At 28.4% G+C, this 22,866-nt stretch carries 14 protein-coding genes and 3 tRNA genes; 9 read left to right on the top strand and 8 right to left on the bottom strand.

Annotation, left to right across the window (positions count from 1 at the left end):
- From recB to bcCo53_RS03180, 3 genes are all read left to right on the top strand, one after another.
- Positions 1–3,441, top strand: coding sequence for an exodeoxyribonuclease V subunit beta (recB, locus tag bcCo53_RS03190; protein WP_028328101.1), 3,441 nt, complete (start codon positions 1–3; stop codon positions 3,439–3,441).
- A 9-nt stretch (positions 3,442–3,450) separates the two neighbouring features.
- Positions 3,451–5,277: an exodeoxyribonuclease V subunit alpha gene (gene recD / locus bcCo53_RS03185; RefSeq protein ID WP_025408225.1), complete on the top strand. Its 1,827-nt coding sequence runs from the start codon at positions 3,451–3,453 to the stop codon at positions 5,275–5,277.
- A 47-nt stretch (positions 5,278–5,324) separates the two neighbouring features.
- A tRNA-Asp gene (locus bcCo53_RS03180) sits at positions 5,325–5,398 on the top strand.
- 204 nt (positions 5,399–5,602) lie between these two features.
- On the opposite strand, the gene pfkB is transcribed toward bcCo53_RS03180, so the two are convergent.
- Entirely contained in the window at positions 5,603–6,520 is a 918-nt protein-coding gene (gene pfkB, locus bcCo53_RS03175; RefSeq protein ID WP_025408224.1) for a 1-phosphofructokinase, read from the bottom strand.
- Positions 6,521–6,712: 192 nt separating this feature from the next.
- Between pfkB and bcCo53_RS03170 the strand changes: the two genes are divergently transcribed.
- Positions 6,713–8,560: a fructose-specific PTS transporter subunit EIIC gene (locus bcCo53_RS03170; protein ID WP_028328100.1), complete on the top strand. Its 1,848-nt coding sequence runs from the start codon at positions 6,713–6,715 to the stop codon at positions 8,558–8,560.
- Positions 8,561–8,598: 38 nt separating this feature from the next.
- Here bcCo53_RS03170 and bcCo53_RS03165 read toward each other — a convergent pair whose 3' ends face one another.
- Positions 8,599–9,324 (bottom strand): hypothetical protein, encoded by a 726-nt coding sequence (locus bcCo53_RS03165; RefSeq protein WP_025408223.1) that lies wholly within the window; start codon positions 9,322–9,324, stop codon positions 8,599–8,601.
- Positions 9,325–9,424: 100 nt separating this feature from the next.
- Between bcCo53_RS03165 and bcCo53_RS03160 the strand changes: the two genes are divergently transcribed.
- On the top strand, positions 9,425–10,693 hold the full coding sequence (locus bcCo53_RS03160) for a M18 family aminopeptidase (protein ID WP_025408222.1): 1,269 nt from the start codon (positions 9,425–9,427) through the stop codon (positions 10,691–10,693).
- Between the two features lie 3 nt (positions 10,694–10,696).
- Positions 10,697–11,275, top strand: coding sequence for a ribonuclease M5 (gene rnmV, locus bcCo53_RS03155; protein ID WP_081725069.1), 579 nt, complete (start codon positions 10,697–10,699; stop codon positions 11,273–11,275).
- On the opposite strand, the gene bcCo53_RS03150 is transcribed toward rnmV, so the two are convergent.
- The 3 genes from bcCo53_RS03150 to bcCo53_RS03140 all read right to left on the bottom strand — a co-directional run bounded on the left by bcCo53_RS03150 (position 11,237) and on the right by bcCo53_RS03140 (position 14,367).
- Positions 11,237–11,308, bottom strand: a tRNA-Asn gene (locus bcCo53_RS03150). The genes rnmV and bcCo53_RS03150 overlap by 39 nt on opposite strands.
- 76 nt (positions 11,309–11,384) lie before the next feature.
- A complete protein-coding gene (locus bcCo53_RS03145) occupies positions 11,385–13,445 on the bottom strand; it encodes a LysM peptidoglycan-binding domain-containing protein (RefSeq protein ID WP_028328099.1) in 2,061 nt (686 codons plus the stop codon).
- Positions 13,402–14,367 carry a hypothetical protein gene (locus bcCo53_RS03140; protein WP_025408220.1) on the bottom strand — a complete coding sequence of 322 codons (966 nt, stop codon included), beginning with the start codon at positions 14,365–14,367 and terminating at the stop codon, positions 13,402–13,404. The genes bcCo53_RS03145 and bcCo53_RS03140 overlap by 44 nt, the downstream gene beginning before the upstream one ends.
- Before the next feature lie 97 nt (positions 14,368–14,464).
- Between bcCo53_RS03140 and mfd the strand changes: the two genes are divergently transcribed.
- The gene (mfd, locus tag bcCo53_RS03135; RefSeq protein ID WP_028328098.1) at positions 14,465–17,833 is read left to right on the top strand and encodes a transcription-repair coupling factor; all 3,369 of its coding nucleotides are present in this window, start codon (positions 14,465–14,467) and stop codon (positions 17,831–17,833) included.
- Positions 17,834–17,846: 13 nt separating this feature from the next.
- Positions 17,847–19,061, top strand: a complete 1,215-nt coding sequence (locus tag bcCo53_RS03130) for an acetate kinase (RefSeq protein WP_025408219.1) — start codon at positions 17,847–17,849, stop codon at positions 19,059–19,061.
- A gap of 151 nt (positions 19,062–19,212) precedes the next feature.
- On the opposite strand, the gene bcCo53_RS03125 is transcribed toward bcCo53_RS03130, so the two are convergent.
- Both bcCo53_RS03125 and bcCo53_RS03120 read right to left on the bottom strand, forming a co-directional pair.
- Positions 19,213–19,758, bottom strand: coding sequence for a DJ-1 family glyoxalase III (locus bcCo53_RS03125; RefSeq protein WP_025408218.1), 546 nt, complete (start codon positions 19,756–19,758; stop codon positions 19,213–19,215).
- Positions 19,759–19,774: 16 nt separating this feature from the next.
- Positions 19,775–19,848 (bottom strand) — tRNA-Met (locus bcCo53_RS03120).
- A gap of 449 nt (positions 19,849–20,297) precedes the next feature.
- Between bcCo53_RS03120 and bcCo53_RS03115 the strand changes: the two genes are divergently transcribed.
- A complete protein-coding gene (locus tag bcCo53_RS03115; protein ID WP_051428591.1) occupies positions 20,298–21,842 on the top strand; it encodes a glycoside hydrolase family 3 N-terminal domain-containing protein in 1,545 nt (514 codons plus the stop codon).
- On the opposite strand, the gene bcCo53_RS03110 is transcribed toward bcCo53_RS03115, so the two are convergent.
- On the bottom strand, positions 21,832–22,791 hold the full coding sequence (locus bcCo53_RS03110; protein ID WP_025408216.1) for a DHH family phosphoesterase: 960 nt from the start codon (positions 22,789–22,791) through the stop codon (positions 21,832–21,834). The genes bcCo53_RS03115 and bcCo53_RS03110 overlap by 11 nt on opposite strands.
- Positions 22,792–22,866: the final 75 nt, after the last annotated feature.

The following is a 22,866-nucleotide window of genomic DNA, read 5'->3' as shown; positions in this document are numbered from 1 at the left end:
GTGAGAAAAATAATAAATAAAATCAAATACAACGAAAAAATACTAATTGAAGCTTCAGCAGGCACTGGAAAGACTCATACACTTAAACATATCATTATAAACTTACTCATAAGTAACATATATTCTCCAAGTGAGATCTTAGTACTAACATTCACAAAAAAAGCAACAGAAGAGATGCATATTAGAATATTGAAAGCAATTGAAAATGCATATCAAAATTCAAAAACAGATAAATCCTTAAAAGCTATTTATGAACAATCAAATAAAATTTTTATCTCAACTATAAATAAATTTGCACTACATTCTCTTAACAATTTTCAAATAGAAACAGAAAATTTCGCCAGATACAGTGTAAAAGAAAATTTAACATCAGAAATAAACGAAATAGTTTATGAATTTTTGAGAAAATCAGAATTATTAAAAAAAGAATTTGCAATCAAAGACGATGAATTTGAAATCTTTAAGTCTAAATTTAAAAATACAAAAGATATGGTCCAACATATAATACAAGGCTATAAAAGAGACAAGACACAAGAACTTGAAAATTGGATAGAAAAGCAAACGACTTTTAAAAAAATACTTACAAATCAAGATAGATTAATTCATGAATACAACTCAATAGTCGACTTATTAAATGAAATGACTATTGAGGAAAAACGAAATTTTCTCAATAAACATAACCAAGGCACTAAAATATCAGAAATAAAATATAGTCATGAAGATGACATAGTCAAAATAACAGACACACTTACAAACAACAAATTTTTTTATAAAATAATAGAATCTAACCTTAAAAAAAATACCACCCTATTACCTAAAGAGATAAAAATACAAAACGCTTTAAAAAAACTTAGCCATGAAACAAATACAGACAAAGAAGATAAAAACACACTTAGAAGATTTATTCAACTAAAAGTCGAATACAAAATACTTAAATATATAGAAAGAGAACTTACCAATACCATTAACACAACAAACAAAATAGACCAAAAACATATAATATTAAACTTTAAAAGACATCTAAAATCCCATGATAACAAACTATTAAATTCAATAAAAAATAGATATAAAATAATATTAATAGACGAAGCACAAGATTTAGATCTAACACAAATAGAAATATTTGCACTGCTCAATTCCTGTGGCATAAAGCTAGTATTTATAGCCGATCCTAAGCAAATAATCTATACATTTAGAAATGCTGACATATCATTTTACAACCAAGGGATAAAAGACAAAATCAAGGACGAGGCAAAAATAACATTAACAACAAATTACAGATCAAATAAAAAATTAATTGAACCTTTAAATACTATGTTTGATAATATCTATAATAAAACATTAACGTCTGAAATTGAACACATAGAATTTACGAAAGCAAAAACGGACCCTAAAAATGATGAAAATAAAATTTTTATAAATGATCAAGAGATAGAAGTAATCAATATAATAGAAACTGAGGGGGATTCAAATATCTTCCAAAAGACAGCACTAACAATAAAATATCTGCTAACAAACGGCAAAATTTATGATCATAATACACTTAGACAAATTAAAGAATCAGATATAAAAGTGCTCTGCAGAACAAGCAAAGAAATAAATTTAATAGATAAGGAACTTAAAAATCACAACATAAAAACGAATAAGATCGAAGAATCATTCTTTAAGACTAAAGAATTTAGCGAAATATTTTACCTCATAAAATGTCTAGACAGAAAACAAAACTTTCAAACTCTAAACTATATCTTAACCAGCAAAATAATAAACCTTCCATGGACGTTACATCTAAGTTTGATTGAACAAAATGAAATAAAACACATAGAAGAAGCTATCAGTAATATAATATATTTACTTGAAAATCAAGAAATAACATTAATAAAGGCAATAGATGAAATCATATCAAATAAAAATTTATGGCTCAAGCTAGCAAAAGATTTGCAAAATACTACCTTTACTGAATTTGCACAATCAAAAAAAAGCTACAAGGAAACCCTAATCAATGAGAAAAAATTTGAAGAACTTAAAAACCACGAAACAAGCCTGGATTTCATTTCTAAAATTTACTATGAAGAGAAAAACATAGAATCATTAATAGGCACTCTAGAAGATCTAATACTAAATCAGGATATTGAACAATATGAAGGTAAAACCACTACTCAAGATTGTCAATCAATAGAAATACTGACAATTCACAAATCAAAAGGACTCAGTTTTAATATAGTATTCCTAATAAGTGATGCTCAACAAAATGATAGCCTAGTTAAAAAATCAGACACATTTTATAAATTTTACCTAAACAATAAGATAGAATATGATTTTTTAAAATTAAAAGAAAATCAACAATTTGCTAAAAATAAAATTTTCAATGAAGAAAAAAACATTTTTTACGTAGGAACAACACGATCTAGGTTTGCACTATTTATTATCAATAAAGGCATAATAATAAATAAAATGTTAGAATTAGCAAAAATAAAAACAATTGACAAAATAAATTTAAACTTTAATGTGTACAATTTGATTAAAGCTAACCCATTCAATAAACTCTACATCAATGATAACAAAAAAATAAAATTAATATCTCCACCACCAATTAATAAACATTTATTTAGAAAAGAATACACCCATAGCTATACAAGTCTTGCATCAAGCTATAACCCCAATTACCATACAAATCAAGAAACAAGAGATGATGAGATTTATGATAATAACGCTATTTGCACTGAAGGAGTACTACCAAGAGGCAAAGATATTGGTAATATTTTACATGACATAATGAAAGACATTAATTTTAGTGATGCAAAAAATAATTTTAACAATTTCCAAAAAATTAATATTACTCTCATACAGCAAAAAATCGAACATTTTAATTCAAAACTAAATACAACCAAAATACAAGAAATGCTAACAACAATGATTTACAACATATTAAATACAAAAATTAAATTCATTGACGCAAGATTATGTGATATTCAAAAATTACAAAAAGAAATGGAATTCTTAATTAAAATAAATACAAAAACTTATGAACGAAAATCTCTTTTTAAAGTTCATAATAAACTGGATTTAACATTACACGGTGGATACATAAAGGGAATTATTGATCTTATTTTTAAGATAAATCATAAAGTATACATTTTAGACTATAAAACAAATTATCTTGGAGAAAATTTAGAAGATTATAATTTAACAAATTTAACAAATAAGATGCAACAAGAAAAATATGATTTACAATACAAAATCTACACGCTAGGAATAAAAGAAATACTCTTTAAAAATGAAGAAGAATATAAAAAACACTTTGGAGGCGTAATATACCTCTTTACAAGAGCATTTCAAAAAAATATCAAAGAACAATCTAAAACACAAAATGGAATCTACTCAACTATACCAAACTTTAAAGAATTAGATTTAGAACAAATATATTTGCAATCAAAATATTAAAAGGAAAATATGAGAAATTATCTAGTATTAAGAGAATTTTTAAAAGATCATGAAAGAAACTACTTAAACCCAGAACTCAAAATTTATGAAATAATTGAAATTTTGGACATAAACATAGAAAATTACTACAAATCACACCTACTCACAAAAAATATCAAAAATGAAAATAATAAAGAACTTACTATTTTTTTAATATTTTTATTTAATTATCTCTCCAAAGGACATTTAAGAGCTAATATTAATTTGTTAATAAAAGATATTCAAAACACAATTGCCTGTTCTATCCTAGAACTAGAAGAAGAAAATCAATTCTATCAAAAATCAAGAAACATATTAGAAGAACTTACAAAACTCACAAAAGTAACAAAAATACAAGAAATTATCTTTCACTTAAAAGCAAATAATATAATAAAGAATTATAATCAAAATGAAAAAATTACAACACCTTTAATATTAGAAAATAATATTCACATATACACTCAAAAAAACTTCAGAGAAGAAGAAGAACTCATAAAAAAAATAAATCAAAGACTTAAAGATCACAAAAATGAAATAAGCTATCAAAAAATACAAAATATTATGACAAACCTAAACACCAAGGATCTAAGTAAAGAACAAATCAATTCAATCAAAAAATCGCTTCAAAGTAACTTCTTTATACTAAGCGGTGGTCCAGGCACAGGCAAAACAACAACTATCAATTATATTTTAAAGGCAATTGACCTTAACTTAAAAATCAAGCAAAAGGTAGCTCTTATAGCACCAACTGGAAAAGCAAGTCAAAAACTAAAATCAAGTCTAAAAGAATCATTTAACAATCTTGAAATAGAATATAGCACAATACAAAAACTATTAAAAATATCATTCATCAATAAAAACAACAAATATAATGAAACTAATCCTCTAGAATTTGAAATAATAATAATTGATGAAGCATCTATGATAGATGCAAGTACTTTTTTAAAATTGTTAAAGGCAATCAAAACAAGCACAAAACTCATAATAACAGGAGACAAAAACCAACTCCCATCAATAGATGGAGGCAACGTATATTCAAGTCTTATGAAAATCAAAGAAACAAACAATGAAAATGTAGAAATACTTAAAAAAAATTTCAGAAGCAATAATGAGATCAATTTATTAGCCGAAGCAATATATAAAGAAGAGATAAATCTAATCGATACTCAACTTAATGCCAACAAAAATATAATTTTAAAGGACATAAATAAAATCAATATTGAAAATGAATTATTAAATCACACAAAAAATTTATACAATAAAATCTCTAACTTCAATCTCAATTCACTAAATGACGAAGAAATTGAATCAATAATTAACACTCTGCTTAACAACGTCATTTTATGTTCAAGAAATCTTGGAAAATTCGGAACAAAAAAAATAAATGAAATAATAAAATTGTATTTGAACAAAATATATGGCAATTTAATTGGACAAATAATCCTAATCACTCAAAACGATTATAAAAATGATCTATTTAACGGAGAAAGAGGAATTCTCTTTAGAGAAAATTCTAAAATTTACGCTCTATTTAAAAGGGAAGATAAGAAATACAAAAGAATAAATTTTAATTTAATCAACAAATATGAACTCAGTTTCGCAACAACAATACATAAAAGCCAAGGCTCTGAATATCAACATGTACAAATAATTATAGAGGATCACCCATTTTTAACCAAAGAACTACTCTACACTGCAATAACAAGAGCCAAAGAAAGCATAAAAATAATATCAAATAAAAATATTATTAAAAATGTTAGTCTAAAAACAATAAAAAGAGATTCAAAAATCTTAGAGCATATAGATACATTAAAATAAATTGACAAACAAAAAGAAAAACAATATAATTTTAAGGTGTTGCATTTGGGGGCGTAGTTCAGCTGGTTAGAACGCCTGCCTGTCACGCAGGAGGTCGCGGGTTCGAGTCCCGTTGCTCCCGATTATATTTTTTCAAACCAAAAATTCTTATCTACATTTTCTTCATCTTAATTTATTTCAATATTAGTTATTAAAGTATAAATTAACCTGTAGCAAAAAATATTAACTGCAAAACTATTATTGAAGTTAGTTAGAAAATTTTAAAAAAATTCTATTAAAACAGAAAACTCATTTTCACATTTATAAATATATAAACAATTCAAAATTACCCTAAATAAAGTTGCTCAAGTTCTATTTTATCAAGAATATATTTAACATCATCAAGACTACAAAGCTGTCCCCTAAGGGCTGTTGCAGTACCTGATGCAACTCCAAACTTAAAAGCATCAAGCAAAGAATTCCCAATTTGATATGCATACACAAATCCAGCAACAACAGAATCTCCTGCACCAATAGTACTTAAAGAATCAATTTGAGGAACGCTAGCTAAAAAAACATCTTTACTATTTATAAACACAGCCCCACTCCTTCCCATTGAAATTATAATATTTTGCACTCCCCTTCCTATAATCTCACATCCAGCACTCACTAAATCCTTATTAGAATTTAACTCTATACCCAAAAGCTCCTTAAGTTCATTAATATTTGGCTTTATTAAAAAAGGTCTAAGTCCTATAATCTCTTGCAAAGCAGGACCACTAGTATCAATAATGAACTTAACATTGCTAGAAAGATTTTTAGCTATTTCATTATAAGCCCGACACCCAAGCGAGCTTGGAATGCTTCCAGACATGATTAATATATCATTATCTAATTTTTTTAATTTTAAAATCAAAGACTGAAAATCACCCTCAAGAATTACTGGTGCATGCCCATTAATTTCTGTTTCTTTTCCATCTGACATCATTTTAATATTAATTCTAGTATTGTCATTGATACTTATAAAATTATGCTTTATTCCAATTAAATCAAGATGTGTCTTTATATAATCACCTGTAAATCCACCCAAAAATCCAAGAACAACACTTTCCATTCCAAAATTTTTAAGTACATTACTCACATTTACTCCCTTCCCTCCAACAAAAAAACCATTCTTAATAACATGATTAAGACATCCTGTCTGAAAATCATCTACAACTATCTTATAATCAATAGCAGGATTAAGAGTAAGAGTGTATATCAAACCAATCTCCTTTATAATTAAGTAAAATCTTTAAATAATAATAAAACACAATAATTATATGTTATAATGATTAATTATATATATATATATATATATATATATATATATATATATATATATATATATATATATATATATATATATATATAACATATTATAATACGGTTATTAAAGTATAGCAAGGAGCTTCCTATGCAAGATTTATTTTCTAAAAAATTAATATTATTGAATTATGAGGCCAAAAGTAAAGACGATGTAATCGAAAAGATGGCTGACATGCTCAATGAAAATGGATATCTAAACAACAAAGAAGATTTCATAAAAGAAATTAAAACCCGAGAAGAAATAAACGGCACTGGTCTTGAAGAATACATTGCAATGCCACATGCAAAAGGCAATTTTGTTGAAAAACACGGTATAGCTATATTGCGAGTTAAAGGGGAAGGTTTCAATTTTGATGCTTCCGACTCTAAACCCTCAAAATTATTTTTCATGATAGCTGTTCCTGAAAAAACCACAGGCAATACTCATATTAAAACAATATCTTATCTTAATAATATATTTAATAATGAAATTATAAGACAAGAAATTATGAGTACAAATGATACAAACAGATTTTTAGAAATTCTTTTAAATAGCAACACAGACTCAGTAATTAATAAAAGTAGCTCTAAGGATTTCATTCTCGCAGTAACTGCCTGCCCTACAGGAATTGCCCACACATATATGGCAGCTGACAGTCTAAAACGAGCAGCAGCTGAACTAAACATAGAGATCAAAGTAGAAACTAATGGCTCTAGTGGCGTTGATAATCTAATAGAAGAAGAAGAAATAAAAAGGGCAAAAGGAATAATTATTGCAGCCGGCAGAAACGTTGATAAAGCAAGGTTTAATGGTAAACCACTAATCGAAACTGGCGTAAAAGAAGGCATATACAAAGCAAAAGAACTCATTCAAAATATTCTTGATAACAAGGCAAAAATTTATACAAGCAACACAGTACAAGGTGAAAGTAAAACAACCCGTAAAACAAGTGGTGCATATAAGCACTTAATGAACGGTGTATCCTTTATGCTTCCGTTCGTAGTATCTGGGGGAATAATCATTGCAATATCATTCATGTTTGGCATTAAAGCTTTTGATCCAAACGATCCAAGCTATAATCAAATAGCAGATATTTTAATGCAAATCGGAGGTGGTAATGCTTTTTTCCTAATGCTCCCAATACTTGCTGGGTACATTTCATTCAGCATAGCAGAACGTCCCGGACTTGCACCTGGAATGATTACAGGATTAATGATGAGTAAGGGTAATGCAGGATTTTTAGGGGGAATCTTAGCAGGATTTATTGCAGGACATGTAACCTTAGCAATAAAATCAATAAGTAAAAAAATAATACCACCCAAGATAAGTGGTATTAATCCTGTCCTAACCTATCCACTCTTCTCAGTTTTAATATCAGGATTCTTAACATACTTATCACTAACACCAATTGCACATATTAATACGTCCATAACAAATATGTTAAACTCACTAAGCGGAACAAATATGGCACTACTGGGTGCACTGCTTGGTGGAATGATGTCAATAGACATGGGTGGTCCCGTAAACAAAGCGGCTTATGCATTTGGAATTGCAATGATAACTGCTGGAAATTATATTCCTCATGCAAGCGTAATGGCAGGAGGAATGATTCCTCCACTCGGAGTTGCACTTGCAACGAGCATCTTCAATAAGAAGTTCTCACAAGAAGAACACGAAGCTGGTAAAGTTTGTTACTTTTTAGGTGCATGTTTCATAACAGAAGGAGTGATTCCTTTAGTAGCTGCCGACCCTCTAAAAATAATACCTGCTTGCATAATAGGATCATCCATTGGAGGCTTTCTGTCTGCATTCTTCCAAGTAAAACTTATGGCTCCACACGGCGGGATCTTCATTCTTCCAATAGTAACTAATCCATTAATGTGGATACTGTCTATTTTAATAGGAACTTTGATAACAGGCCTATTAATAGGACTTATGAAAAGAGATAGGAAGTAACTCTTATCTCTTAAATAACTTGAATAAGATTATAAAAATTAATAAACCAATTTCAATTTTATTGGTTTTTCAAGACTTAAAGTTCTAATCATACCTAATTTAAGTTCTAAAGTATTCGAGTTGAGCTGATTAAATCCAAACTGCTCTTGAATTTTTCTTGATGTCTTAACTTTAACTGTAACATTAGAATTATCAATAAGCTCATTTGCATGCGAAGTAAAGTCTGATAAAAAATAAACTAACACATCCTTATATTCTTGCTCAGAAATTGGCATTTCTTCTGAAGGCAAGAGTGCCGCAAGAGCATCATTAACATATTCTTTATTTTCATTAATGACCTTAGTAACACTTTTTAAATTAAAATCAATTTCAAGAACATTTTTCCCATTTTTCTTTTCTATTTTAAATATAGGCATTTTCTCTTTTGCAAAATAATCTTTTACAACCTTAAACAAATTATCAAATTTAACAATCAAATTAAGGGAATCACCATTAGCCTTAATACTTAAGAGTTTTAGGCCTAATTTTTTCCCTTCATCACCAAAATATTGCTCTATCTTATCGATGGGGAAAAGAGGCATTCGAGCAGCCTCTTTCCCTACAAGAGTTGCTACAAGTTCTTTTCTGATCTTTTCAAATTCTTTATTAACATTAAATATTAATGAAACTGTTCCGCTTGCATCATCCTGTAAATTAACCTCTGAAACTGTCGTACAAGCAATAAATATTAAAGATACGAACATTAACTTATAAAATTTATACATTTAATAATCTCCTTAGTATATACACAAACATATATACATGCACTAGCTATTATAATAAAATATTAAGTATCAAAACAATAAAACTACAGGGGAAAAAAGAATGTATGACCGAACATTCGATATATCACATTTTCAAAACCTATTAGACAAAAGTTTAACACCATACCATTTAGTAAACTACATTGAACAAAAACTAGTATATTATCTTAATGCAAAAGAATTAAAACTTGATGATAAATGGTTATTAGAAACAGGATATTATTACGTAAAAAAAGAAGGGACAAGTCTTATTGCATTCAACATTAACACCAACAAAACACATGAACCATTCCTAATAGCAGCAGCACACTCTGATAGTCCTGGCTTAAAGCTCAAAATAGAATCTATAAAACACAAAGGCAATGTATTTTCTAATCACATTGAGGTTTACGGTAGTCCAATAATCTCAACTTGGACTGACAGAGATTTAAGCTTGGCAGGAATTGTATACTTCAATAAAGATGGAATAATTAAATCAGAATTAATAACAATTGAAAATATCGGCATCATACCAAATGTTGCCATTCACTTAAACCACAAGGTAAATGAAGGATTTACATATGACACCCATGAAAATATTGTAATTATCACAAGTCTTACAAAAAGCATTAAAGAAAAAATTCTAGCAGAAATGCAAATATCCGAAAAAGATTTTTTATCATGCGATTTAATATTTACAGCATCTGAACCTTCCAAAATTGTAGGTAGCGAAGGTGAATTTTTAACATCCAAGAACCTAGATAACAAATCGGGATGTCATGCCATAATGAATGCATTTGTTCATACAAATAATAATAACAATAAAGTAGCTGTATTTTTTGACAATGAAGAAATTGGATCTTCAACTTCAAGAGGGGCTGACTCAACACTATTAACAGAAATCTTAGAAAGAATAGATCTTGTTTTAAACCTAAAGAAAGAAGAACACCTAATCAAACTAAACAAATCATTTAACATCTCAATGGATGGCGCACATGGAACTCATCCAGGCTACATATACAAACATGACCCAAACTATCAAATAAGTTTAGGAAAAGGAGTAACTATTAAAAGCAATGCCAATTTTAAATATGCAACAACAGCAAATGGATGCGCAAAAATTAAAGCTTTGGCTATGAAAAATAATATTAAAATTCAAGAAATACTAATGAAAGCAAATACCCGCTCTGGCTCTACAATTGGCCCAATCTCAAATTGCCAAACAGGAATTGAAACTATAGACATTGGGGTCCCAATGTGGGGAATGCACTCTTTAAGAGAAACTATTGCAATATCAGATCATATAGAATCAATAAAGCTGCTTAGAACATTTTTTGAAAATTGGAATTAACATCTGGAACAAATAAAAGAAATAATTGTAGTTGAGGGCAAAGACGATGCTAAGAGAATAAAAGAACTATTTAAATGTACTATAGTTGAGACTGGTGGGCTATACCTTAAGTACGAAACCATTAATGTTTTAAAAAAAGCAATAGAAACAAATGGCATCATTATTTTTACTGATAGCGACAAAGCAGGAAATATTATTAGGAAACAAATACTTCAAAGAGTAGGCAACTTAAACCAAAATAAAATTAAGCATGCCCACCTTAAAAATAAGAATCAAGAAGTAGAAATAGCTTCTAAACTTGAAATAAAAACAATTTTAAAAAAAATAGGTACTTTTTATAAAGAAAAACAAAAACAGAGTTTAAATTTAAATGACTTATTAGAGCTTGGTATCACAGGAGCCCAATCTAAGAAGAAAAGAGAACAAATACAAAAACACTTCAATCTAGGCAATGGAAATAACAAAAAACTACTTGAAAGACTCAATTACTTTAAAATAGCACGAAAAGACATAGAAGCAATACTTTTAATAAAAGAAGAAAAGCTCCCCCAGAAGGAATCGAACCTCCGACCAAGTGGTTAACAGCCACCTGCTCTACCGCTGAGCTATAGGGGAATGAACACCTAGATATTATGCTAAATTGAAAATCTTTTGTCAAGCTATACAAATAGATAAATAAGAATTTATTCATTTATAAGACTCTCAAAATAGCATCAGCAAGTATCTTCGCATCCCGATCCCTAAGCTTAGATGATCGAATTGCCCAGGCTTCTTCATCAAATGCCAAATTCCTAATTTCAACTAATAACTTAGTCTTAACGACGTTATTTTTTAACACATAAAGGTTTTGTCCTTTAACATAAGGAGTTCTCTTAAAATCTTTTGTCATTTTTTCAATTATACTCTTAGAATGAGCATCAAATCCCTTCCCTTCCTCGGACTGATAATAAAAGCCCATACACCGAGGTGCCCCAACACTATTATCAGAATGTAAACTAATATAAAGAATATCGTCTTCCTTAACATTTTTATACTTTTTTATAAACTTATTAACAACAGTCAATCTTTTCCTTAAACCTTCCTGAGCACCATTTATCCAAGAGTCAACCGTATCAGTTTTATTTAAATCATAATCATTATAAACCTCATTCTTAACATTAACAAACGTATTATTAGCAGATAAACTATCTCTAATTAAATGCTCAGGAGATAAAATAGTAAGTTCAACATTGCCCCCATATTCTTTAAGATACACATAAAGTCTTAAAGCAATATCATAAACATATTCATCCTCGACAACAAAAATTTCATTATTAAGTCCATCTCTAGCTTTAACAATAGCACCAGGATCAAGTCCCCCATGACCAGGATCAATAATTATTAATTTATTCTTTAAATTATTATTTTTAACCGGGCGAGATTTTACAAGCTTTTCAAAGCTTTTAAAAAGTTGACTTGCTTTCTTATAGGCATTAAGAGGCGAATACCAATCTTCTGAATAAAACTCACTTGGCTGACTTACTTTCTTAGGCTTATACCAATAATAAAAAACCCCATTAGATTCAAATATAGGTATTTTAGGTTCCAATACAACTAAAGCACTAATATCAAAAACAACTCTATTATCCAAAACATTAGAAAAATTTAAATTTAACTTCTTATTCTTAGCAGAAACAATATTTGCAATAGCTTTAATTTTGGTCTTAGAATTACTAGCTTTATCTACAAATTCATTTAGATCGCTATTTGCAACAACTTGTTCTTTATTTTTATCATAAATTTTAAGCTCCTGATTATGAAAAATACTATTTCCAGTTAAATTATTCCAACCCTTAAGATCTTCAAGCAAAACCCCGTATTTACGAGCAATACTATATAATGTCTCACCAACAGATACCCTATGGGATATAAATGTCTCACTACTTCGTTTTCCTGTCTTTAATTGTAAAGACTTAGCAATGGACAAATCTTCTTCAATAATTTTTGAAACATTTAAAATTGAATCTGCTTTCAAATTTATTGCCTTATCTCCATTAAGACGGACAAGATGCTTTGCAGTAACACCATAAATATATGCAATTTTCCCAAGGGTTTCACCTCGCTTTACATAATGAAAATTAACATCTCCAGAAGTCTTTTTCAAATATAATTTTTGACCAATTATCAATTCCTTATTTTCTAAGGAATTAAATCTCATAATATCTCCAATACTAATATCAAAATCCACAGAAAGCTTTGAGAGAGAATCACCCTTTTTAACTACATATGGCTTTAAAAAATCAGGTTCATCCAAATTCAACTTAGAACCAACCTTAATAATTTTCGAACTCAAATTATTCCAAGCAATTAACTCTTTTTCCTTAATTCCATATCTTTTAGATATATCTTCAATAGTATCGCCGACATTAACAACATGTACTCTAGGCTCAGTACTAAGTTTGCTTAACTTAGGCTTTATCTCTCTTTTTTTAGTAGGCAATCTGTTGACCTTAGAAACACTTGGAATAATTAAGACACTTCCAACTTTAATACTCTCAGAGTGCAGATTATTTACTCTCTTAAGTTTTTTTATCGAAATTTTATACTTACGAGAGAGCGAATATAAAGTATCACCTTTAACAACTTTATGTTTAAAATCGGCATATAAACTAAAAGAGCTTATTATCCATAAAGTAATACTAATGCCCTTAATCTTAAAAATAAAAGACCTAATACTTCTCCTTAATCCCAGTATTTTGGACAGTATAATCATAAATGATCCAATAATAATCATACTTTTTTAAAAAAAAGGTATATCGTTTGGCTATATAAAAATGACCATCCTCAAAATACACATCAGACACAACTTTCCCTATAGAATCTGTATAAGTTGTTTCAACAATAGAAAATTTGCTTGGAATTCTTGTAATATTAGAATTATTATTATTCCATAAATAATCCTTATATTCTTCAAGCATACTATTAGAACCTGATTTAAGTTCTTGCTTATAAAGATATGATTTATTTTGATCATTTAAAATAAGACTCTCAATATCAATATACAAAAAGAATTTTTCTCTCTCCCCAAGACGCAATGCTGAAAATAAATATTCAACAACTTTATCAGGAGATAAACCCTCTCTTTTCAAAACACTTTGAATCTCACGATTGGAAGCTAAATTAGAAAAGTCAAATTTCTCTGCAGCAACATCATCCATTTTAGGTTTTAAAAATAATGTAATAACATTAGATTCTACATACTTTTGTGGATCTGAAATATTTGGAAAAAATAAACCCTTAACAAAATAAACCCCATCTTTATCAAACTGTACAAATTGTTTTAAGCTCATCACTACAGAAAATTTTTCATTAGGTCTCAAACTCAAAGTCCTTACAGGAATTGCAACATTTTTTGCTCTATCCTTAACATATTCAAGGGAACGTTTAACTTTTATATTAGTAGTATCTGTAACATCAAAATCAAAGCCGAAAGTATTAACATCGCCTATTTCAAGAGTAAGTAAATCATCAGATAAATTGCTAAGTGAAACTTCAATAGAAACATTACTATTGACACGATAGATTGATTGATTAAAGCACTTTATTTTAAAATCAAGACCCTTATAATCTTTAGAAAAAAGCATACAAGGAATAAGCATAAGAGATACAACAAACAATAACTTACTAAATTCCATAAACTCCTCAACATTTAATTATATTATACATAACGAAACAGAACATATCCATTAATATATAATATTATACTAAACTACATAAACAAAAAGGTAAAAAATGAATATAGAAAAAGAATTAACTACTAGGTTAAACAACAATAAAAATTTAAAAAAGATACAAGAACTTATTGCAAAAAATTTATCCTTTTCAATAGTAGGACAAGAAGGATTTTTTAAAGCTTTTTTAATCAACAAAATAAAAGAATACAGTAGTAATAATAAAATTATATTAATAGTTAAAAATGAAAATATTTCAGATATACTCAAAAATGATTTAATGCAAATTACAGACAAAATATATGAGCTTAACTACTTCAGCCCCCTTATATATAAAGACATAAGCTCAAAAGGTAAAATATTTATTGAAAGAGTAAAATTCTTAATCAATTTTTATAAAAATAATCCTGGAATATACATTGCTTCGCTAAAATCTCTACTTAGTAAAATCCCCTCAAAAGAAAATTTATTTAAAAACATATATAAAATTCAAACAAAAACAGAAATAAAAATAAAAAATTTTGAAAGCAAACTCATAAGACTAGGATATGAACAAACAACTAGAGTCACATTACCTGGGGAATTCACAATAAAGAGTGACATAATAGACATATATTCATTTAACAAACCAGAACCAATAAGAATTTCACTGTATGGTGATACAATAAAAGAAATCAAATATTTCAATCCTCTAACTCAATTAAATAAAGGCAATTCCATTGAAGAATTTAACATAATTCCCAAAAAGGAAATCATTTGGAATAACGAAAACATAAACAAATTAAAAAATCACATCAAAGAAAATGAATATAAAAAATTATTTGAACAAATTGAAACAAAATATCATGCAAGAGCAGAAGAGATATTTTATCCATTAATAGGAGACACATACCTAAGTCAACAGATACATGAAGATACACCTACTATCAATTTCGAAATACCAAATTTACAAGAAGAGATAAAAAAAATATATAAAGAGTATGAAAAACTTTATAACCAAGCAATAGAGTCTGGGAAAAAAACAATTGCACCAAAAGAAATTTTCATAAACTCTAATGATCTAAAACTCAAAACTAATGTTTTCATGGTTAAAAATCCTGAAAACATAAACACAGAAAAAGTTGTAGAATTCAAAATTGAAAGTGAACGTAATTTTTTTTCAAATATTACACTTGCAAAGGAAGAAATACAAAACTGGTTAAATAATGGATTTAAAGTAATCATTGCAGCAGAATCTAATTCACAAAAAGAAAAATTAAAATATATTTTTAAAGATCTTACAAAAATTAAAATTGAAATTTTAAAAATATCAAGCTCACTTATAATAACAAAAGAAAAAATAGCCATTATCCTTGAATCAGATATCTTTAATAGAAGACAAAAAACAAATAAAAATTTTGAATCATCAAAAACAAAAACTATTGATTCATTTATTGAAGTTGAAAAAAATAGTCATGTCGTTCACATAAACCATGGAATTGGAATATTCCGAGAGATCAAAAGAATTAAAACAAGTCTTCTTGAAAAAGACTATATTGAAATTGAATACGCAAATAACGAGAGATTATTTATACCAATTGAACAAACACACCTTATTCAAAGATATATCGGAAATGGAACTCAAAACATAAAATTAGATAAAATCAGCTCAAAGACCTGGGAAAAGAAAAAAGCTTATGCAAAGAAAAAAATTGATGCAATTGCCGATAAACTTGTTGCACTTTATTCAGAAAGAGAAAACACTAAAGGATTTCAATATCCTCAAGATAATGAATGGCAATTAGTATTTGAATCAGAATTTCCATACGATGAAACCCCTGATCAATTAACAGCAATATCAGAAATTAAACAAGACATGATGAGTCTAAAAGTAATGGATAGACTTTTATGTGGAGATGTTGGATTTGGTAAGACTGAAGTTGCAATGAGGGTAGCATTCAAAGCTGTCATGGGCAAAAAACAAGTAGCAATACTCTCTCCAACAACAATCCTTACAGAACAACACTTCAATACATTTAAACAAAGATTTAAAAACTTTCCAATCAACATTGAAATGATAAGCAGGTTTATACAAAAATCAAAAGAAAAAGAAATTATTCAAAAATTAGAAACAGGTGAAATCGATATAATCATTGGCACACACAAAATACTCTCAAAAAAAATCATATATAAAAACTTAGGACTAATTATAATCGATGAAGAACAAAGATTTGGAGTAAGAGAAAAAGAGAAACTAAAGGAAATAAAAATCTCTGTTGACTGCCTTGCCTTATCAGCAACCCCAATTCCTAGATCCCTTCATATGTCATTGATCAAATTAAGAGACATTTCTGTACTAAAAACGCCTCCTAAAAATAGAATCAAAATAGAAACTTATGTAGAAGAATTTAGCGAAATAATAATTAAACATGCAATAGAAAATGAGCTTTCACGAGATGGGCAAGTATTCTTTGTACATCATAATATTCAAGAATTAGATTCAATAAAAGTAATGATAGAAAAAGTAATCCCTTATGCAAGAATTGCAACAATCCATGCAAAGCTTAAAGATGACCAAATTGAAAACATTATGCATGATTTTATAAATAAATCATATCAAGTATTGCTATCAACAACAATAATTGAAAATGGAATAGATATTGAAAATGCAAATACAATAATCATTAACAATGCAAACAGATTTGGACTTGCACAACTATACCAACTAAGAGGCAGAGTTGGCAGAGGCTCTCAGAAAGCCTTCGCTTATTTCTTATATAAAGAAAACTCAAGCTTAAAAGAAAATGCCATTGAAAGATTAAAGGCAATATCTGAATTTTCAGAGCTTGGAGCAGGATTTCAAATTGCAATGAAAGACATGGAAATAAGAGGCGTTGGAAACTTACTTGGAAGAGAACAACATGGGGAGATTGAATCTATTGGACTAGATTATTACTTAACAATGTTAAACAACGCAATTGAAAAACGCATGGGAAAGAATTTTAAGGAAGATGAAATCAATATTGAAATTAACTACAATGGATTCATCCCAGATAGCTATATAAACAATGAACAAGACAAAATATCAATTTATAAAAAAATATCAGTAATCCAAAGTGAGGAAGAAAATAACAAAATAAGAGCAGAAATTCATGATCGATTTGGAACAATTCCAAAAGAGCTTAACACTTTACTTATATTATCAGAATTAAAAATACTTGCAAAAAAACTAAATATTGCCAGCCTTAAAGAAAAAAATGACTTACTTGAAATCGAATATTTCAATATAAAGAGTATTCCTGTGAAAAAAATAATGCAAATTATAAAAGACAATCCTACTATACTAAAAATAAATCCAGAACACAAAAATTCAGTTTTTTTAAACCTAAAACACATTGAAGAATCAGAAAAAATAAACTACATATATAGAAATCTAAATCTATTATTATAATAATATAAAAGATATGAAAATATTAACACTTAATACAGGAAGTTCTTCATTAAAATTTACACTCTATGATCACAAAGACACACAAATAATAATATCTGGAACAATTGAAAAAATAAAAACAAAAAAATCAATCATCCAAATTAAAACCAAAAATGGCTTACTAGAAATAACAGATAAACACATTAAATCACATAAGGAAGCACTCAAACAACTAATTAAAATACTAACAGATAAGAAATCAAAAATTATAGACAATTTAGATGAAATTCAAGGCATAGGACACAGAATTGTACATGGGGGTTCAAATTTCAAAAATTCAACAATACTGAACGAAAATATTTTAAGTGAACTAAAAAAAATATCCGAACTTGCCCCTCTTCATAATCCAACTGCAATAAAAGTTATAGAAGCAACACTTAAAGTATTTCCAAATGCAAAACAAGTTTTATGTTTTGACACATCGTGGCACCAAACCATGAATGAGCATGCATTTTTATATGCCATACCATATTCTTGGTATAAAGATTATAATATCAGAAAATATGGATTCCATGGTTTATCATATTCATATATAACAAAAAGAGCTGCAAAAATACTTAACAAACACAAAAAAGATCTAAACTTAATAATACTACACCTAGGTAATGGTTCAAGCATAAATGCAGTCAAAAAAGGAATATCTTACGATACAAGCATGGGTCTTACCCCTCTTGAAGGACTTGTAATGGGTACAAGAAGTGGAGATATAGATCCTGCAATCATTCCTTTAATGAGCAAACTACTAAAGAAAACCCCAAAAAAGATTGAAGAAATCCTTAACAAAGAAAGTGGTATGCTTGGGATATCCCTTAAGTCAAACGATCTAAGAGATATTTGGAAAGGAGTAGAAAATAATGAGTATAATTCTAAGCTTGCAGTTGAAATAATGGCTTACAGAATAAGAAAATATATTGGCTCTTACCTTGCAGTACTTGACTTCAATATTGATGCAATAATTTTCACAGCTGGAATTGGTGTTACCAATTATGGAATAAGAGAATTATCACTAAAAGGATTTGAAAAACTTGGAATAGAAATCGATCTTCAAAAGAATAACTTGGCAAGAGACAAAAATACAGAATCTGAAATCTCAAGTGAAAAAAGTAAAACAAAAATACTGGTAATACCAACAAACGAAGAATTAACCATACTTGAAGACACCTACAATTTAATTACAGGTCATTCATAATGCATGCTTAAAACAGAAACACAATATACAACTCTCAAAACACTTAGCAAATAAATCATAAAACAAGGTCAAAAACTAATCATAAGGGATCTTCTCTTGAAAAACTAACTTAATAAATCAACAAAATCATTCTTATATGGGATAAATCACATTAAAGTAAAACTTGCCTTTTAACATCCTCAAGGACTCTCTCTCCCTTAACAATATTAAGCAAAGTAAAAGCAAATTCAAAAGCCGTGCCAACACCCTTAGAAGTAATAAAATTATTACTAATAACAACATCCTCATCCACAAATTCACCATCAATAATATCATTTTCAAAGCCGGGATAGCAAGTAAACTTATTTACACCTAAGAGTCTCTTTGCAGAAAGAACAACTGCTGGTGATGCACAAATGGCTGCAATCAATTTGCCTTGTAAGTTCATATCTCTTAAAATTATATCTAAATCTTTTGACTCAAAAAGATTTGTAGCACCAGGCATTCCTCCAGGAAGTATTATTAAATCCAAATGCTCCGCACTACAATCCGATATTTTATTATCAGCCAAAACAGTAACTCCCTTAGAACTTGCAACAATCTTATCGTCATTTAAACTAACAACCTGTAGATCAACACCACCACGTCTTAAAATATCCATAGGAATTATAGCCTCAATCTCTTCAAAGCCATTTGCAAGAACAATTGCCACTCTCATAATAAAAACCCCTTAATGCTGATGGAGGGACTTGAACCCACGACCCCCCGGATATGAGCCGAGTGCTCTAACCAACTGAGCTACACCAGCTTGTAGCCATTAAAGTGTATAAATTCAAAGATATTTTGTCAATATAAAACACCATACTCTTAAGACAAAAATCCATTTTATTAAAAAGACTACAATCAATATACTAAGAAAAGTAACTTACAAAATAAATACTTGTCATTTTTTTTAAAAGAATAATAAAATTATTATTAATAATAAATTAAATCTCTTAATATAAATTGGGAGTCAGAAAAAAATTTATAACTTTAAGTATGCTTATAGATTGCAATAGTTTTTTTTTTTAAACAGAGCTACTAAAATGAGTAAATTTATAACGATATGATATACTTATGAATCAAAAAAAGATTGGTATGGCTTAAATGAAAAAAATTGTTTATATAGTTATCTTTTTTATTCATAATCATTGTTTCCCATACAATTTTTGGACTACAAAAAACAAAGAAAAATTAATAGACAATATAGTAAATCAAATGGAAGACAAAGAGTTACTGGGCCAAATGTTTATGATAAGTTATCCAGGAGAACAGATCACAAAATTCACACTAAACTTTATAAAAGAAAAAAACTTAGGGGGAATCAAAATTTTTGGATGGAATGCAAAAAATTTGCAAATGCTAATAGAAAGCATAAATAAAGCACAATCAATGTCTCAAAAAAATAAATTTAAAATACCCTTATTTATAGCAACAGATCAAGAAGGAGGATGGACACAACATATAAAACTCACAACATCAAAGACAATAGGAAACCTTGGAATTACAGCGACCCTATCACCAAACGATTCTTACCTTACAGGATATCACATAGCAAATGAATTAAAACAACTCGGAATTAACTTGAATTTTGCACCCATAACAGACATTTACAGTAATGAACAAAATTTTACAATAGGACCAAGGACGTACTCAAACAATCCACAAATCGTTTCTCTTTTTGCTCTGGCTTTTTATAAAGGACAAAAACAAGCAGGCATAATTTCAACAGCAAAACACTTCCCCGGACATGGCAACACTGTTGTTGATTCCCATATCAAAATGCCAATAATAGACTTAAGTTTAAAAGAAATGTTATCAAATGAACTAATACCATACAAAATATTAATACAAGAAAATATTCCAATTATTATGAGCGGGCACTTAGCATACCCAATGCTTACAAATGGCAAAGAAATACCTGCATCATCATCAATAAAAATCATCAAGGAACTACTTAGAAAAGATCTGAAATACGATAATTTAATCATAACAGATGACTTATTAATGAATGCAGTAAAATATAATAATGAAAGCATCTATGACACAATTGAAAGAATTATTAGAACTGAAACTGATATTCTATTAATATCACTAAACGAAAACATACAAAACAATGCTTATAATAAGCTATTCACTCTCATGCAAAAAGATAAGGAGATAAGAGAAAATATTATTAAATCCAATAAGAGAATACTTAGAATAAAGTTAGAATACTTAAAAGAAAGAAAAAATGAAACGGAAATTTATCCAAACCATAAAAAAGCTCAATCAATACCCACTAAAGAAGCTAAAAAATTTTTTGAACAAAGCACATTAAGAGGAATAACTAAAATAAAGTTATTTAAAACAATATCAAAGCATAAAAAAACACTATTAATATCACCTTACAGCACAATGATTACAGAAGGGAAAAAAATATTTCAAAAAAATTTTGGCTATTACTATGACTATTACCCCTTAAACAGCATGAATTCCACAACACTCCAAGAGATAAAAAAACTCATCGAAGAACATGAACAAGTGATTTTTAATCTTTCAACACCCGCCAGCCTAAAATATGTAGAAAACTTAAAAGAATATAAAGATAAATTAAGTATAATTGTCTCGCTTACACCTCAACACATTAAACAATTAGACTGGATACAAAATATAGTAATAGTATACGGAACAACATCACTGTCATTTAAATCTGGCTTCTTAACTTTGACACAAGATTTTAATCCAAAAGGACAAATTCCCTTAATAAACTTTAAGCCCTAATAGAGTCCCTAATGTATGAAATTATTTGACTCTCTAAAAGATTTAAAGAACTATTTTTAACTTTAAACCCACTGGCATGCTTATGTCCCCCACCCCCAAAATATTTTGCAAGCTCACCCACATCGAAATATTCTCTAGAACGAAGCCCCACCAGAATAGAACCATCTTCCATCTCTTTTAAAATAATTAATATTTCATTATTCTCAACATTATTAAGAAATGCATAAAACAGTTCATTAACGCCACTAACATTAGTATCCTTCTTAGAATGAAAAGGCAAAACAGTCAGCAATACTTTCCCATCAAAATAAGTTTTAAGGTTATTTAACATCACACTAAGTATACTTATTGACGCTAAGCTCTTAACAGATTCAACATAATTATAAATATCTTTAAGACTTAAACCTTTAGATACAAGTCTGGCTACCATTTCAAAAGGTTCAGGATCACTGCTTGAAATAAATCTAAAAAAGCCTGTGTCTGTGCAAAATCCGACCAAAATATACCATGCTTCTTCCTTAGTAACTTCATACCCAAATTTTCTAATTAATTTCTCAATCAAAAAAGTCGTTGAAGGAGCAAAGGGATCAATATATCCAGGAACATCCAATTTATCACCTGATGCATGATGATCAATAACAAGAATAGGCATATCTTTTACATAAAAAACAAATTCATCTCCAATTCGATCAAATATGGAACAATCCAAAATAATAACAACGTAATCTGCAGAGTCAATATCTGGCCATCTAGATAAAAATTTATCTTTAAAAGGAATTATTTCCTTGCGCACAAAAGGACCTTCATTTAACATGACAACCCTCTTGCCTATTCTAGACAAAAAAGAAGCTAAAGCCAAAGATGAACCAATACAATCAAAATCAGGATCTTTGTGCCCAATAACAATAAAATTATTGTATTTCTTAATAAATTCAATAACATCTACCATAAAATATCAAAAAACCTTTCACATAAATTAACAACTACATCTTATAATTAAACATTTTACAATACTTTAATAAAA

The sequence above is a fragment of the Borrelia coriaceae genome, from assembly GCF_023035295.1.
GTDB lineage: Bacteria > Spirochaetota > Spirochaetia > Borreliales > Borreliaceae > Borrelia > Borrelia coriaceae.
The sequence above is the reverse complement of the archived record's forward strand: the minus strand, read 5'-3'. Positions and strand labels throughout refer to the sequence as shown.